A 15511-nucleotide genomic window follows, 5' to 3' on the forward strand; every position below is an offset into this window, starting at 1 on the left:
ACACGACAATACTGCAAGGAATTCACTATGTTATCCGCTATCACCCGGCTGTTCCCGCTATGGGCGCTGCTGCTCTCCGTACTCGCGTATTACATGCCCACCACGTTCACCGGTATTGGTCCGTGGGTCACCACGCTGCTGATGCTGATTATGTTCGGCATGGGCGTGCACCTGAAAATCGACGATTTTAAACGCGTGCTGTCGCGCCCGGCGCCGGTGGCCGCAGGGATCTTCCTGCACTACCTGGTGATGCCGCTCGCGGCCTGGCTGCTGGCGATGGCCTTTAAGATGCCGCCCGACCTCTCCGCCGGGATGGTGCTGGTGGGCAGTGTCGCCAGCGGTACGGCATCTAACGTGATGATCTATCTGGCGAAAGGTGACGTGGCGCTCTCCGTGACCATCTCTTCGGTATCCACGCTGGTTGGCGTGATTGCCACACCGCTGTTAACCCGCCTGTACGTGGACGCGCATATTCAGGTGGACGTGATGGGCATGCTGCTCAGCATTCTGCAAATCGTGGTGATCCCGATTGCGCTGGGGCTGGTCATTCACCATCTTTTCCCGCGCGTGGTGAAAGCGGTTGAGCCGTACCTGCCCGCGTTTTCGATGCTCTGCATCCTGGCGATCATCAGCGCCGTGGTGGCTGGTTCCGCGTCGCACATTGCCTCCGTGGGATTTGTAGTGATCATCGCGATAGTGTTGCATAACACCATTGGCCTGCTGGGCGGCTACTGGGGCGGGAAGCTGTTTGGCTTTGACGAGTCCACCTGCCGCACGCTGGCAATCGAAGTGGGCATGCAGAACTCTGGCCTGGCTGCGGCGCTGGGTAAAATCTACTTCTCGCCGCTGGCGGCCCTGCCGGGCGCGCTGTTCTCCGTCTGGCACAACCTGTCCGGCTCGCTTCTGGCGGGCTACTGGTCCGGTAAACCGATTGATGAACAAACGAAAAAAGATGCGGTGAAGCAGGGTTAATTTACGCGGCTTGCTTTACACTGAAGCCTCCCCATCAGGAGGCTTCAGCAATGGCTACAACACGTTTGACCCAGAAAGACATGACGGAAGCCGAGCAGCGTGAACTGAAAACGCTCCTCGACCGCGCCCGCATCGCGCATGGCCGCACGCTGACGAACGCCGAAACCAATCAGGTTAAAAAAGAGTACATCGATAAGCTGATGGCGCAACGTGAGGCTGCGGCGAAAAAAGCCCGCAAGCTGAAAAAAGAACAGGCTTATAAGCCGGATGCAGAGGCGACCTTTTCCTGGTCCGCCAACACATCAACCCGTGGCAGGCGCTAATCAGCGCCCTTTCTTTTTGCGACCCGGCTGGGTAAAGCGTTTTCCGTTGCCCGGCTTGCCTCGTCCTTTCTCTTCCGCCTGCGGCGCCTTCACGACCGGACGCTTAATCGCCTGTGTTTTCGGTTTTGCTTTGGCCTTCGGCTTCGCTTCTGACGACGAGTTCTCGATAAGCTTGAACAGCTCGATCAGCTCGTCATCCGTTAAGTCACGCCACTCGCCCAGCGGGATCCCGGACAGGCTGACGTTCATGATGCGCGTGCGTTCCAGCTTCGTCACTTCATAGCCGAAGTGTTCGCACATGCGGCGGATTTGACGGTTCAGGCCCTGCACCAGCGTAATGCGAAACGCGAATGGCGCTTCTTTCTTGACCTTACACTTCTTCGTGACGGTGCCGAGGATCGGCACACCGGCACCCATGCCGCGAATAAATTCGTCCGTGACCGGCTTATTTACCGTCACAATGTACTCTTTCTCGTGGTCATTACCGGCACGCAGGATTTTGTTGACCAGATCGCCGTGGTTAGTGAGGAAAATCAGCCCCTGAGAGTCTTTATCCAGACGGCCAATTGGGAAGATGCGGCTGCTGTGGTTCACGAAATCAACGATGTTGTCCCGCTCGCCGTCTTCCGTGGTACTGACAATCCCAACCGGTTTATTCAACGCGATAAACACCAGGTCTTCTGCATCGCGCGGTTCAATGAGCTGACCATTTACTTTAACCACATCGCCAGGGACCACCTGGTCACCGATAGTGGCGCGTTTGCCGTTGAGGAACACGTTACCTTGTTCAATGTAACGGTCCGCCTCGCGACGTGAGCAGATCCCGCTCTCGCTAATGTATTTGTTTAATCGGGTTGATTGAGTTGGCAGCATAGTTTCTCCTGTGAAGGGCGAAATATACCTTACCTTGCGGCTGACAAAAAAGTGTTAGTAACCGTTGATTAAAAAATCGAGTGCATCCCGCAATGAAGCCCGGTTTTGCGTAAGATCGGCAACACGCTCACCTAACTCTCTTGGCGATATGCCAGCCATCATGTGCATCATGACCACGCAGGGCTTACCCGCTATCTCAACGACGGGGCACACTTTCGCAGGCGGCTGAATGCCTCCCAGGTGGCTAAGCTCAACTGCGGGGGCGACCAGAACATGCTTCATCACATTAGCCACGGGATGCTGCATATTGATTAGCCAGGGATAGGCAGTTTTTCCCCTACCTTCATTCTCATAAGCAAAATATTGCTCCATCAAAACGACCTCTGAAAATCACTAAAGGAGCCGTTTTCATCAACCCAGTGGTTAATGGCCTCGATAGAAGCTTTATTTTCTGCTAACCACTCTGCGCGCTGATGCGCACGAAACTGTTCCTGCAGTGCAGCCGTGAGCACAGCGGAAAGATTAAGTTTAAGCCGTCGCGCCTCTTCAAGAATGTCTGGTGCTAACGACACATTGACTGATTTTTTAATGCCAGGAGTAGTGCGCATGAGAACCCCCATCGGAATGCGTATGAATTGACGAAGTGTAGCGTAATAAACGAGCATTTTCTATTCCCTTCAAAATGTAAGGTCTGAAGAGTAAATGCTGCTTTATAAGGTGTCACGCCTCGCAAAACAGTTTTGCGAGGCGCTTTCAGAGATTAATACTCGTCCCGCTCGTCGTCTTCATCCGGCTGTTCCATCACGCTATAGGCCACCGCGCAGAACAAGGAGTTAAGACGTTTCATATCTCCCAGCAGCCCCAGGTGCAGGGAGCTGGTCTCGATGCTCTGCACGTTCTGCTGGTGCAGACGCTCAACGTGGGCGTGAGAGTAGCGGCGGTTGAGGATGCGGAAACGATGCTTGTTGCGGCGCAGGCGGCGGGCGCTCGGCACGTCGCTGGAGAAGAAGACCGACATCGCCAGCTTGAGGTTGCTCACCAGCTGTTCGTGCAGCGCTTCCAGCTCTTTTAACCCTTCAACAGAAAACGCCCGTCGCGCGGCCAGCGATTTATCGGCGATCTCGCTGCCCATACGCTCGACGATATCCGAGGCCTGCTCAAGGTTAAGCGACATCTCGATGATTTCCGCCCAGCGGCGGGATTCCTCCTCCGCCAGTTCGTCCTGCGGGATACGCGCCAGATAGAGCTTGATGGCGGTATACAGCACGTTGATGTCGTCCGCCAGCCTGCGCAGCTCTTTTTCCTCGCGCGGCTCGCCGTGCATCACCTTCTGCAGGCCTTCAAGCATGGTTTCCATCGCATCGCCCATGCGCAGCGTTTCGCGGGCGGCGTTGGCGATAGCCAGCGCCGGTGTGTCCAGCACGGAAGTATCCAGATGCTTCGGCTTAAGGCGCGCGTCCAGCTCCGGTTCATCACGGATTAGACGCTCGCAGAAGCGGGCCATCGGCGCGGCAAACGGCACCATAGCCAGACAGCGCACCAGGTTGTAGAAGACGTGGAAGTAGATCACCAGCTCCGCTTTCGGCAGCGGGAGGTTGTCCATCAGGTTCGCCAGCGGATGGACAAACGGCAGAATAATCAGGCTGCCCACCAGCTTAAACAGCAGGCTCCCCAGCGCCACGCGGCGGGCAGCGGCATTGGCCGCGCTGTTGTTGAGCATCGCCAGAAGGCCAGAGCCGAGGTTAGCGCCGATCACCAGACACAGCGCCACCGGGAAGGAGATCGCGCCCGCGGCGGTGAGCGTGGCCGTCAGCAGCACGGCGGCCAGGCTGGAGTAGCTGATGATGGCAAATACTGCCCCGATCAGCGCATCCAGCATAATGTCACCGGTCAGCGAGGCGAAGATGACCTGCACGCCGTTGGCCTCGGTAATAGGCGTCACCGCCTGCACAATCAGCTCCAGCGCCAGCAGAATCAGTCCGAGGCCAATGCCCACGCGGCCAAGCTGCCCGGCCCGGGTCTGCTTGCGGCCAAGGAAAAAGATCACGCCGATGAAAATCAGCAGCGGCGACAGCCATGAGAGATCGAACGTCAGGATACGCGCCATCAGCGCGGTGCCGACGTCGGCACCCAGCACGATCACCAGCGCCGGGGCGAGCGCGACAAGATCCTGCGCCACAAACGAGGTGACGAGCATGGTGGTGGCATTGCTGCTTTGCACCAGCGCCGTCACGCCGATGCCCGCACAGAAGGCGAGCGGCTTCTTCTCAACGCTGCTGCTGAGAACGGTACGTAAGCGCGCGCCAAACACGCGCATCACGCCGGTGCGGACAATATGGGTGCCCCATACGAGCAGTGCGACTGCCGAAAGCAAATGTAACAACGTCAGCACGGAAGTGGGTTCTCCTTATCGTTATAGATTTTATGATTGAGTATAAGGGTTTAAACGTAAGAAAGAGACAGGGCACCGTTGAGGTGCCCTGTTTGTTGTAAGGAAAAGTGACGTTAGTCCGCGTCGTAGCCTAAATTCGGCGCCAGCCAGCGCTCGACCTCTGACACGCTCATGCCTTTGCGCAGGGCGTAATCTTCGATCTGATCGCGCTGCAGCTGCGCCACGGCGAAGTACTTGCTGTCCGGATGGCTAAAGTACCAGCCCGACACGGACGCGCCCGGCCACATGGCGAACGACTCGGTGAGCTTCATGCCGGTATGCGCTTCCACGTCCAGCAGTTTCCAGATGGTGCCTTTTTCGGTATGTTCCGGACAGGCCGGATAGCCCGGCGCCGGACGAATACCCTGGTAATTTTCGCGGATCAGCTCCTCGTTGCTGAGGTTCTCATTCGCCGCGTAGCCCCAGTACACCTTGCGCACGCGCTCGTGGAGGTACTCGGCGAAGGCTTCAGCCAGGCGGTCGGCAATCGCTTTCACCATGATTTTATTGTAATCATCGTGCTGCGCTTCGAACGCGTCCGCCAGGGCGTCTTCTTCCAGACCGCCGGTAACCGCAAAGGCACCGATATAGTCGGCCTTACCGCTCAGCTTCGGCGCAACGAAATCCGCCAGGCAGTAGTTGGCAAACCCCACTTTTTCTGTTTGCTGCCGCAGGTGATGGCTCACCGCCAGCACGTGGGTGCGGGTTTCATCGCGGTAGATTTCCACGTCGTCACCCACGCGGTTCGCCGGGAACAGCCCCACTACGCCGCGCGGGTTGAGGGTTTTCTCTGCACTCAGCGTGTCCAGCATATCGTTGGCGTCTTTAAACAGGCGCTTCGCCTCCTCGCCTACCACCTCATCCTCTAGGATGCGCGGGTATTTGCCCGCCAGCGACCAGGTCATAAAGAACGGCGTCCAGTCGATGTAGTTACGCAGCGTTTCGATGCTGGCCGTCACGTCCTGCACGCCCAGACGGTGCGCGACAGGCGGCGTATAGCTGGACCAGTCAAAGGCCAGATCGTTGTCGCGCGCAGCCTGAAGTGAAACTGGCGGGGTGCGCGGTTTCTTACGGCCGTGCTGGATGCGGACGGTTTCATACTCCTGACGGGTGCGCGCCACAAAATCGTCGCGCTGAGTCTCGGAGAGCAGAGCGGATACCACGCCCACCGTGCGCGAGGCGTTCTGCACGTAGACCGTCGGGCCGCTGTAGTTCTGCTCGATCTTCACCGCCGTGTGCGCTTTCGAGGTGGTCGCCCCGCCAATCAGCAGCGGAATGGTGAAGCCCTGACGCTCCATCTCCTTAGCCACGTTGACCATCTCGTCCAGCGACGGAGTAATCAGCCCGGAGAGGCCGATCAGGTCGGCGTTCACTTCGCGCGCGGTCTTGAGGATTTTATCCGCCGGGACCATCACGCCGAGGTCAATAATCTCGTAGTTATTACACTGCAGCACCACGCCGACGATATTCTTGCCGATGTCGTGCACGTCGCCCTTCACGGTGGCGATGACCATCTTGCCGTTGCTGGAGCCTTTCTCTTTGCTGGCCTCGATAAACGGTTCCAGATACGCAACGGCCTGCTTCATCACGCGAGCGGATTTCACCACCTGCGGCAGGAACATCTTACCTTCGCCGAACAGATCGCCGACCACGTTCATGCCGTCCATCAGCGGGCCTTCAATCACCTCAATCGGGCGGGCTGCCTGCTGGCGCGCTTCCTCTGTATCCTGCTCAATGAACTCGGTAATGCCTTTTACCAGCGAGTATTCCAGACGCTTTTTCACGTCCCAGGAACGCCACTCGGCCTGCTGAACGTTGGCCGACTCATCCGCTTTGCTGCCGCGGTATTTCTCCGCCAGGTCCAGCATGCGCTCGGTGGCGTCGTCACGGCGGTTAAGGATCACGTCCTCGACGGCGTCACGCAGCTCGGCAGGGAGATCGTCATAAATTGCCAGCTGGCCGGCGTTAACGATCCCCATGTCCATCCCGTTGCGGATGGCGTAGTAGAGGAACACGGCGTGGATCGCTTCACGCACCGGGTCGTTGCCGCGGAACGAGAACGAGACGTTCGACACGCCGCCGGAGATCAGCGCATGCGGCAGCTCGCGCTTGATGTCTTCACACGCGCCGATAAAGTCCTGGGCGTAGTTGTTGTGCTCTTCGATGCCGGTCGCGACGGCGAAGATGTTCGGGTCGAAGATGATGTCTTCCGGCGGGAAGCCCACCTCTTCGGTCAAAATCTTGTACGCGCGGCGGCAAATCTCGATTTTACGCTCGCGGGTATCCGCCTGGCCCACTTCATCGAAGGCCATCACCACCACGGCGGCACCGTAGCGGCGCACCATCTTCGCGTGGTGGATAAAGATATCCACGCCCTCTTTCATCGAGATGGAGTTAACGATGCCTTTGCCCTGAATGCACTTCAGCCCTTTTTCGATAACTTCCCACTTGGAGGAGTCAATCATGATCGGCACGCGGGCAATGTCCGGCTCACCGGCAATCAGGTTGAGGAAACGCACCATCGCCGCTTCGGCGTCAAGCATCCCCTCGTCCATGTTGATATCGATAATCTGCGCGCCGTTTTCCACCTGCTGGCGGGCAACGTCAAGCGCCTCGCTGTACTTCTCTTCTTTGATCAGGCGCTTGAACTTTGCGGAGCCGGTAACGTTTGTACGCTCACCCACGTTCACAAACAGGCTGTCGTCGCCGATGGTCAACGGCTCAAGGCCGGAGAGTCGGCAGGCAACAGGCAGCTCTGGCAGCTTGCGCGGCGGAAGCCCGGCCACGGCGTTGCTCATGGCGGCGATGTGCTCCGGCGTGGTGCCGCAGCAGCCGCCGACGATGTTCAGGAAGCCTGACTCGGCCCACTCGCGGATTTGCGCCGCCATGGTGTCAGCATCCAGATCGTATTCACCAAACGCGTTCGGCAGACCGGCGTTCGGGTGCGCGGTAACGTAGCATTCGGCGATGCGCGAAAGTTCCTGCACGTACTGGCGCAGTTCGTCCGGCCCCAGCGCGCAGTTCAGACCGAAGGAGAGCGCTTCAGCGTGGCGCAGGGAGTTATAAAACGCTTCGGTGGTCTGGCCGGACAGGGTGCGGCCGGAGGCGTCGGTGATGGTGCCGGAAATCATGACAGGCAGCTCAACGCCCAGCGCCTCGAACTCCTCTTTCACCGCGTAAATCGCGGCCTTGGCGTTGAGGGTGTCGAAGACGGTTTCAATCAGGATCAGGTCGGAACCGCCTTCCACCAGCGCTTTGGTCGATTCACGGTAGGCCGCGACCAGCTGATCGAAGGTGATATTGCGAAACGCCGGGTCGTTGACGTCCGGCGAAATCGACGCGGTGCGGTTCGTCGGGCCCAGCACCCCGGCAACGTAGCGCGGCTTGTCCGGCGTGCGGGCTGTCCACTCGTCGGCACAGGCGCGGGCGAGTTTGGCCGCTTCAAAGTTGATTTCCGCCGACAGGGATTCCATCTGGTAATCCGCCATGGCGATGGTTGTCGAGTTGAAGGTGTTGGTTTCAACGATATCCGCACCCGCTTCGAAGTAGGCGTTGTGGATATCCTTAATGACGGACGGCTTGCTGAGCACCAGCAGGTCGTTGTTGCCTTTCAGGTCGCAGGGCCAGTCGGCGAAGCGCTCGCCGCGGAAATCGTCTTCACTCAGGCGATAGCCCTGGATCATGGTGCCCATGCCGCCGTCCAGCACCAGAATTCGTTCATTTAACTGCGCACGCAGTTGCTCTACTTTGCTGCTCACACTTGCTCCCGACAACGCTCAACAAGGCCAAAAGGCTGCGTTCCATACTGGCACAATCTCGCAGGGTGGAAAAGTCACACCGCGGTAACATGAGACATGTTCACCATCACTCCTCCGATCAGTCAGGAAAGCGGTTGCAAATTCACCAAATAAAACGAAAATGATTTCCACGATACAGAAAAAGGAGATCGTCATGGTCGCGACCGTTCCCGCCAAACGCGGCAGAAAACCTGCCGCCACCGCCGCCGCACAACCCGGCGGACAGGTTCAATCCCTGACGCGCGGTCTGAAGCTGCTGGAGTGGATAGCCGAGTCGCACGGCAGCGTGGCCCTGACGGAGCTGGCTCAGCAGGCTGGCCTGCCGAACTCCACTACGCACCGCCTGTTGACCACCATGCAGCAGCTGGGCTTTGTTCGCCAGGTAGGCGAGCTGGGGCACTGGGCGGTGGGCGCGCACGCGTTTATCGTGGGCAGCAGCTTCCTGCAGAGCCGTAACCTGCTGGCGATTGTGCACCCTATTCTACGCAAACTGATGGAGGAGTCCGGCGAGACGGTGAACCTGGCGGTGCTGGACCAGAGCGACCACCAGGCGATTATCATCGACCAGGTGCAGTGCACGCAGCTGATGCGCATGTCCGCGCCGATTGGCGGCAAGCTGCCGATGCACGCCTCCGGGGCGGGGAAAGCGTTTCTCTCGCAGCTGAGCGAAGAGCAGGTGACGGGGCTGCTGCACCGAAAAGGGCTGCACGCCTACACCCACGCCACGCTGGTGTCGCCGGTGCATCTGAAAGAAGATCTGGCGTTAACCCGCAAGCGCGGCTATTCGTTTGATGACGAGGAACATGCGCTGGGCCTGCGCTGCCTGGCGTCCTGCATTTTTGACGAGCACCGCGAGCCGTTTGCCGCGATCTCCATCTCCGGGCCAATTTCACGCATGACCGACGACCGGGTGACCGAGCTGGGCGCGCTGGTGATTAAGGCCGCGAAAGAGGTGACGCTGGCGTATGGTGGGATTCGTTAAACCGCACACAAAACCGCTGCTTGCGGCGGTAAGCGTACACATCTTCCACGTGCCCGTTTTTGATCCGCGTTTGCAGCCCGCGCCAGTAGCTGGCGCGGAACAGATCGGCATGCATCTCTTCAAATAGCGGGCCGATGCGCGGGTCGGCACACAGCCAGTGGCGAAACTCCTCCGGAAACACGTCCCCCGGCGAAACGCTGTACCACGGCTCGCTGGAGAGCTCATCTTCCGGGTAGCGGGGCGGCGGGATATCGCGGAAGTTCACCTCGGTCATGTAGCAAATTTCGTCGTAGTCGTAGAACACCACCCGCCCGTGACGGGTGACGCCGAAGTTTTTAAACAGCATATCGCCAGGGAAGATATTGGCGGCGGCAAGCTGGCGAATCGCGTTACCGTACTCCTCAATGGCGTCTCGTAAAGCCTGACCGTCTGACTGCTCCAGCCAGATATTCAGCGGCACCATGCGGCGTTCAATATAGAGATGGCTAATTGCTATTTTGTCGCCAAGATCGGTGATTTTGGCAGGCGCTTCCTGCATTAAAAGCGCCATGAGCGCCGGGTCGATCTGCTGTTTATCCAGCACAAAGTTTTCGAACTCCTGGGTATCCGCCATGCGCCCGACGCGGTCGTGCTCTTTAACCAGCTGATAGCAGGCGCGGACGTGCGCGGCGGTCATCTCTTTCTGCGGCGCGAATCTGTCTTTTATCACCTTAAAGACCCGGTCGAAGCCCGGCAGCGTGAAGACCAGCATCACCATGCCGCGAATGCCGGGCGCCTCGATAAACTGCTCATCGGCGGTGGTGACATAGCGCAGGTATTCCCGGTAGCTTTCCGTTTTGGCGTGCTTCTGGCAGCCAATCGCCATATACAGCTCGGCGGTGGTTTTGCCCGGCAGGATCTCGCGCAGCCACTCCACCAGGGCGGCAGGCAGCGGGGCGTACACCATGAAATAGGAGCGGGCGAAGCCAAACACGATGCTGGCCTCGGCGCTGGTAGTCAGGCAGGTATCAACAAACAGTTCCCCGTCGTCGGTTCGATGGATCGGTAACAGAAACGGCACGATGGCCGTCGGCGTAACCAGTTTTCCCACCAGCCAGGCGGCCTTATTGCGGTAGAAAAGCTCGTTGGCAACCTGCAAATGGCTTTGGCTGAGCCCCTCAGCGCCGAAGGTTTCATTGAGATGCGCGTGGATATAGCCGATATCCCGGACTTTATTCTCCCAGGGCAGGCGCAGCGGCAAATCGGTTAATACGCGGTGCAGGAGCTTGTCCCATCCGCTATCGGGAAAGAAATCCTTCGCCAGCGGACGCGGAATGGTGCGAAAGCGTCGCTCGGGCTGGGAGCTGAAGATAAATAACCGCTCAGGAGATAATGAGCGGTGGTCAAATAACCGGCAATAGACGGAGTTGAAAAAGCTCTCCGCAATCTCGAAGCGCGGGTAGTCGGGTAACAGATGGGTGTAATGCTCTTTCACGCGCAGTAAAAATTCCGCGTCCGGGCTTTTACCGTCGGTAATACAGCGCAGCTGCTCCACCACCAGACCCACATGGTGGTCGTAGAGATGAATACGCTGCTTCATGGCCTGCTGAACCGCATGCCAGTCTGCATGCTCGAAGCGCTGCTGCGCGCCGGATGTCACTTCCAGAAAACGGCCATACTGGGCATCGAAGCCCTGCAAAATAGTTTGGGCAATCAGTAATTCCAGGCCACGCGACATATATTCCCCTTACCCCTCACCCCAAAGGGGAGGGGGAACGGTCTGGTACGAATCTGTTTTCCCCCTCGCCCCTTCGGGGAGAGGGCCGGGGTGAGGGGGAAAAAATTAGAACTGTGCTTCTTCGGTTGAACCCGTTAAGGCGGTGACGGAGGAGGTGCCGCCCTGAATAATCGTGGTCACATTGTCGAAGTAGCCGGTTCCCACTTCCTGCTGGTGAGACACGAAGGTGTAGCCGTCTTTGCCCGCCGCAAATTCCGGCTGCTGGACCTTCTCAACGTAGTGCTTCATGCCCTCACCCTGCGCGTAGGCGTGCGCAAGATCGAACATGTTGAACCACATGCTGTGGATGCCCGCCAGGGTAATGAACTGGTATTTGTAGCCCATGTCGGACAGCTGCTGCTGGAAGCTGGCGATGGTTTTGTCATCCAGCTTTTTCTGCCAGTTGAAGGACGGCGAGCAGTTGTAGGCCAGCAGCTTGCCCGGGTATTTCGCGTGGATGGCATCTGCAAACCGTTTTGCCAGCGCCAGGTCCGGCGTGGAGGTTTCACACCAGACCAGGTCCGCGTAAGGCGCGTACGCCAGGCCGCGGCTGATCGCCTGTTCAATGCCGGCATGGGTGCGGTAGAAGCCTTCACTGGTGCGCTCGCCGGTAATGAATTCGCTGTCGTACGGGTCACAGTCAGAGGTGATCAGGTCCGCCGCGTCCGCATCGGTACGGGCAATCACCAGCGTCGGCACGCCGAGCACGTCAGCAGCCAGACGCGCGGCAACCAGCTTCTGCACGGCTTCCTGCGTTGGAACCAGCACTTTACCGCCCATGTGTCCGCACTTCTTCACTGACGCCAGCTGGTCTTCGAAGTGAACGGCCGCTGCACCGGCCTCAATCATCGATTTCATCAGCTCGAAGGCGTTCAGCACGCCGCCGAAGCCCGCTTCCGCATCCGCGACGATAGGCAGGAAGTAGTCAATAAAGCGCGGATCGTCAGGTTCGATACCGGCGGCCCACTGGATCTGATCCGCGCGGCGGAAGGTGTTGTTGATCCGATCCACGACCGACGGCACGGAGTTAGCCGGATAGAGCGACTGATCCGGGTACATGCTGGAGGCCAGGTTGGCGTCCGCCGCGACCTGCCAGCCGGAAAGGTAGATGGCTTCAATGCCGGCCTTTGCCTGCTGCAGTGCCTGACCGCCTGTCAGCGCGCCGAGGCTGTTGATATAGCCCTTTTTGGAACCACCGTGCAGCAGCTTCCACATTTTCGCCGCACCGTTTTGCGCCAGCGTGCATTCCGGGTTGACCGAGCCGCGTAATTTCACCACTTCCTCCGCGCTGTAAGGACGGCGGATGCCTTCCCAGCGCGGTTGAGTCCACTCTTTCTTTAATTCTTCGATTTGTTGGGTACGGGTTTTCATGTGCAGATGCTCCATATTGTTATGTGGTGAGTTACGCCAGGAAGCGGTAGCCCGGCAGGGTCAGGAAGTCGATTAAGTCATCTGAGGTGGTGATTTGCTCCATCAGGCGCGCAGCGTCGTCAAAACGTCCGCTGCTGAAGCGGTGTTCACCCAGCTCGTCCTGGATCACCCGCATCTCTTCGGCCAGCATCTGGCGGAACAGCGCTTTTGTCACCGGCTTGCCGTTGCTGAGCGTTTTTTGATGGTGGATCCACTGCCAGATAGAGGTGCGCGAAATTTCCGCCGTAGCGGCATCTTCCATCAGGCCGTAGATAGGCACGCAGCCGTTGCCGGAGATCCACGCTTCGATGTACTGGACCGCGACGCGGATATTGGCGCGCATGCCCTCTTCCGTACGCTCACCAGCGCAAGGAGCCAGCAGCTGTTCTTCAGCCGTTGGGGCATCTTCTTCGCGCGTGACAAACAGCTGGTTTTTGTTATCGCCGAGAACGCGGTTGAAGACCTCCATCGCCGTATCGGCCAGGCCCGGGTGAGCAATCCACGTGCCGTCGTGACCGTTGCGGGCTTCAAGCTCTTTATCGGCTTTCACCTTATTGAGCACCTGATTGTTGCGCTCCGCGTCTTTGCTCGGGATAAAGGCCGCCATGCCGCCCATCGCAAAGGCACCGCGCTTGTGGCAGGTTTTAATCAGCAGACGCGAGTAGGCGCTCAGAAACGGTTTATCCATGGTCACGACCTGGCGATCCGGCAGCACGCGGTCGGGATAATTTTTCAGGGTTTTGATGTAGCTGAAGATATAGTCCCAGCGTCCGCAGTTCAGCCCGACAACGTGGTCGCGCAGGGCATGCAAAATTTCATTCATCTGGAACACGGCGGGCAGCGTTTCAATCAGCAGCGTGGCCTTGATGGTGCCGCGCGGCAGGTCAAAGCGATCTTCCGCGTAGCTGAATACTTCACTCCACCAGGCGGCTTCCTGCCAGGCCTGCGTTTTTGGCAGATAGAAATAGGGGCCGCTACCTTTTGCCAGCAGGTTCTTGTAGTTGTGGAAGAAATAGAGTGCGAAATCAAACAGGCTGCCCGGAATGGCTTCCCCACGCCATGTGACATGTTTTTCAGGCAGGTGCAGACCGCGTACGCGACAGATCAGAACCGCCTGATTCGGTTTGAGCTGGTAGATTTTCCCGGCTTCGTTGGTATAGCTGATGGTACCGTTCACGGCATCGCGCAGGTTGATCTGCCCGTCGATAACTTTGTTCCAGTCCGGGGCCAGCGAGTCTTCAAAATCGGCCATAAAGACTTTAACGTTCGCGTTCATGGCGTTGATCACCATCTTGCGCTCGACCGGACCGGTGATCTCAACGCGACGATCCTGTAAATCTTCAGGGATGCCGCGGATTTTCCACTCGCCACGACGAATGGAAGCGGTTTCCGAAATAAATCCAGGCAACTTGCCGTCATCAATTTCCTGCTGCTGATGAATGCGTGCCGCCAGCAGCTTATTACGCTGCGGCGTAAAGCGGGTCACCAGTTCAGTCAGAAATTCTACCGCTTCCGCCGTCAAAATTTGCTGCTCTTGCTCGCCATACGGCTGGGTAAAGGTCAGCTCATCGACCGTTGTTGCCTGTTGAGTCATCTTTCTGCTCCTCATCAAAGATCCAAAATCACGCCCCCAATGCGAACGAAAGATCGTTGTGTAGTTTTCGCTCAGCAGAATTAAGACTATCTATAATTTTTCCAAAATCAAAAACAATTTCCATTTTATTTAATATGTTCAGTTAACTTTTTGATTATTATGAGATTAAAGTTTTATTGGGTGTTGAATGGAATTTCGGAAATAAAAAAAGGCACCCGAAGGTGCCTTATCTGAATAGCTGAAACGCTTTAGGATCGTTTAATGCAGAAGATTACTCCAGTGTCGGATTCATGTGGCGAAGATCGTACGGCGTAATCTGGTAGACGTAATAGTTGAGCCAGTTAGTGAAAAGCAAATTGCCGTGGCTGCGCCAGGTCGCTCTCGGTTTGTTTTGCGGATCGTCTTTCGGGAAATAGTTGTACGGCACATCCGGATTGAGACCCGCCTCGACATCACGGAAATACTCTGACGCGAGGGTATGCGGATCGTACTCAGGATGCCCGGTCACAAAAGCAATGCGTTTATCCTTGCTGGCAAACAGGTAGGCATCCCCGTCTTCCGTTTCAGCCAGGATCTCCAGATCGGTGTAATCACGAATCAGCTGGGCCGGGAAATCGGCGTAGCGAGAATGCGGGGCCAGGAAGGAGTCGTCAAACCCGCGCGTCAGCAGCGCGTGTGGATGAAGAATGTGGTGTTCGTATACGCCGGAGAGCTTTTCAGTGCGGGTTTGCTTGGGAATACCGTAGAGAATGTTGAGTGCGGCCTGTACCGCCCAACAGACAAACAGCGTTGACGTGACGTGATCCTTTGCCCACTCCAGCACCTGTTTGATCTGCGGCCAGTAGGCGACATCGTTAAATTCAACCAGACCGAGCGGCGCGCCGGTCACAATCAGTCCGTCGAAGTTTTCCCCCTGAATATCTTCGAAGTTACAGTAGAAGTTATTCAGATGCTCAGAGGGCGTGTTACGTGACTCACGGGCATCGATTCGCAGCAGCTGAATATCCACCTGCAGCGGTGAGTTCGACAGCAGACGCAGGAACTGATTCTCCGTTTCGATCTTTTTCGGCATCAGGTTGAGGATGAGTACCTTCAGCGGGCGAATTTCCTGACCTGTCGCGCGTGAAGCCGTCATCACGAAGACGTTCTCTTCACGTAAGAAATTGACGGCTGGTAGCTCGTCCTGCACCCGAATCGGCATAACCTTACTTCCTCACAGTATACGTATAAACGTTTAGACATCCAGACAGCTAACGATACCCAGAAATGGTATGAATGTCGAGCCTGCAAGTCGAAGGTGAGAAAGTTTCAGGGAGAGGGAGAAAACAAAAGCAAAAAACCCCGCACCTTTCGGTACGGGGTTCTTCTTAATT

General features: G+C 57.4%; 12 protein-coding genes. 3 read left to right on the forward strand and 9 right to left on the reverse strand.

Annotated elements, in window-relative coordinates; all coding sequences use genetic code 11:
- Positions 1-27 precede the first annotated feature (27 nt).
- Together panS and OSH03_RS19980 are read left to right on the forward strand one after the other, a co-directional pair.
- Complete coding sequence (panS, locus tag OSH03_RS19975) at positions 28-972, forward strand: ketopantoate/pantoate/pantothenate transporter PanS (RefSeq protein ID WP_266179898.1); 945 nt, start codon at positions 28-30, stop codon at positions 970-972.
- Between the two features lie 50 nt (positions 973-1022).
- Positions 1023-1295: a YjbD family protein gene (locus tag OSH03_RS19980; protein WP_266179899.1), complete on the forward strand. Its 273-nt coding sequence runs from the start codon at positions 1023-1025 to the stop codon at positions 1293-1295.
- Here the strand turns inward: OSH03_RS19980 and rluF are convergent, their stop codons facing one another.
- From rluF to metH, 5 genes are all read right to left on the reverse strand, one after another.
- The gene (rluF, locus tag OSH03_RS19985; RefSeq protein ID WP_151413581.1) at positions 1296-2168 is read right to left on the reverse strand and encodes a 23S rRNA pseudouridine(2604) synthase RluF; all 873 of its coding nucleotides are present in this window, start codon (positions 2166-2168) and stop codon (positions 1296-1298) included.
- Between the two features lie 54 nt (positions 2169-2222).
- Positions 2223-2540: a CcdB family protein gene (locus OSH03_RS19990; protein WP_119916527.1), complete on the reverse strand. Its 318-nt coding sequence runs from the start codon at positions 2538-2540 to the stop codon at positions 2223-2225.
- Entirely contained in the window at positions 2540-2833 is a 294-nt protein-coding gene (locus OSH03_RS19995) for a type II toxin-antitoxin system CcdA family antitoxin (RefSeq protein ID WP_266179901.1), read from the reverse strand. Before OSH03_RS19995 ends, OSH03_RS19990 begins: the two co-directional genes overlap by 1 nt.
- 95 nt (positions 2834-2928) lie before the next feature.
- Positions 2929-4560: a Na/Pi cotransporter family protein gene (locus OSH03_RS20000; protein WP_266179902.1), complete on the reverse strand. Its 1632-nt coding sequence runs from the start codon at positions 4558-4560 to the stop codon at positions 2929-2931.
- Positions 4561-4673: 113 nt separating this feature from the next.
- The gene (gene metH / locus OSH03_RS20005; RefSeq protein ID WP_253540329.1) at positions 4674-8357 is read right to left on the reverse strand and encodes a methionine synthase; all 3684 of its coding nucleotides are present in this window, start codon (positions 8355-8357) and stop codon (positions 4674-4676) included.
- A 193-nt stretch (positions 8358-8550) separates the two neighbouring features.
- Here metH and iclR point away from each other — a divergent pair, with 193 nt between their 5' ends.
- Positions 8551-9378, forward strand: a complete 828-nt coding sequence (gene iclR / locus OSH03_RS20010) for a glyoxylate bypass operon transcriptional repressor IclR (protein ID WP_072201792.1) — start codon at positions 8551-8553, stop codon at positions 9376-9378.
- Here the strand turns inward: iclR and aceK are convergent.
- The 4 genes from aceK to metA all read right to left on the reverse strand — a co-directional run bounded on the left by aceK (position 9332) and on the right by metA (position 15339).
- Positions 9332-11095: a bifunctional isocitrate dehydrogenase kinase/phosphatase gene (aceK, locus tag OSH03_RS20015; protein ID WP_266179903.1), complete on the reverse strand. Its 1764-nt coding sequence runs from the start codon at positions 11093-11095 to the stop codon at positions 9332-9334. The genes iclR and aceK overlap by 47 nt on opposite strands.
- 105 nt (positions 11096-11200) lie before the next feature.
- A complete protein-coding gene (aceA, locus tag OSH03_RS20020) occupies positions 11201-12505 on the reverse strand; it encodes an isocitrate lyase (protein WP_045328956.1) in 1305 nt (434 codons plus the stop codon).
- 31 nt (positions 12506-12536) lie between these two features.
- Positions 12537-14138 carry a malate synthase A gene (gene aceB, locus OSH03_RS20025; RefSeq protein ID WP_266179904.1) on the reverse strand — a complete coding sequence of 534 codons (1602 nt, stop codon included), beginning with the start codon at positions 14136-14138 and terminating at the stop codon, positions 12537-12539.
- A 271-nt stretch (positions 14139-14409) separates the two neighbouring features.
- Positions 14410-15339: a homoserine O-acetyltransferase MetA gene (gene metA / locus OSH03_RS20030; RefSeq protein WP_151413575.1), complete on the reverse strand. Its 930-nt coding sequence runs from the start codon at positions 15337-15339 to the stop codon at positions 14410-14412.
- Between the last annotated feature and the right edge of the window lie 172 nt (positions 15340-15511).

The sequence above is a fragment of the Enterobacter nematophilus genome (genome assembly GCF_026344075.1).
In the GTDB taxonomy this organism is placed as follows: domain Bacteria; phylum Pseudomonadota; class Gammaproteobacteria; order Enterobacterales; family Enterobacteriaceae; genus Enterobacter; species Enterobacter nematophilus.

Excerpts from the sequence above, each read along its gene's own strand:
- OSH03_RS19995 (WP_266179901.1), bottom strand. The coding sequence starts at position 2,833 with ATGCTCGTTTATTACGCTACACTTCGTCAATTCATACGCATTCCGATG.
- panS (WP_266179898.1), top strand. The coding sequence starts at position 28 with ATGTTATCCGCTATCACCCGGCTGTTCCCGCTATGGGCGCTGCTGCTC.
- aceB (WP_266179904.1), bottom strand. The coding sequence starts at position 14,138 with ATGACTCAACAGGCAACAACGGTCGATGAGCTGACCTTTACCCAGCCG.
- OSH03_RS19990 (WP_119916527.1), bottom strand. The coding sequence starts at position 2,540 with ATGGAGCAATATTTTGCTTATGAGAATGAAGGTAGGGGAAAAACTGCC.
- aceA (WP_045328956.1), bottom strand. The coding sequence starts at position 12,505 with ATGAAAACCCGTACCCAACAAATCGAAGAATTAAAGAAAGAGTGGACT.
- metA (WP_151413575.1), bottom strand. The coding sequence starts at position 15,339 with ATGCCGATTCGGGTGCAGGACGAGCTACCAGCCGTCAATTTCTTACGT.
- iclR (WP_072201792.1), top strand. The coding sequence starts at position 8,551 with ATGGTCGCGACCGTTCCCGCCAAACGCGGCAGAAAACCTGCCGCCACC.
- aceK (WP_266179903.1), bottom strand. The coding sequence starts at position 11,095 with ATGTCGCGTGGCCTGGAATTACTGATTGCCCAAACTATTTTGCAGGGC.
- rluF (WP_151413581.1), bottom strand. The coding sequence starts at position 2,168 with ATGCTGCCAACTCAATCAACCCGATTAAACAAATACATTAGCGAGAGC.
- OSH03_RS19980 (WP_266179899.1), top strand. The coding sequence starts at position 1,023 with ATGGCTACAACACGTTTGACCCAGAAAGACATGACGGAAGCCGAGCAG.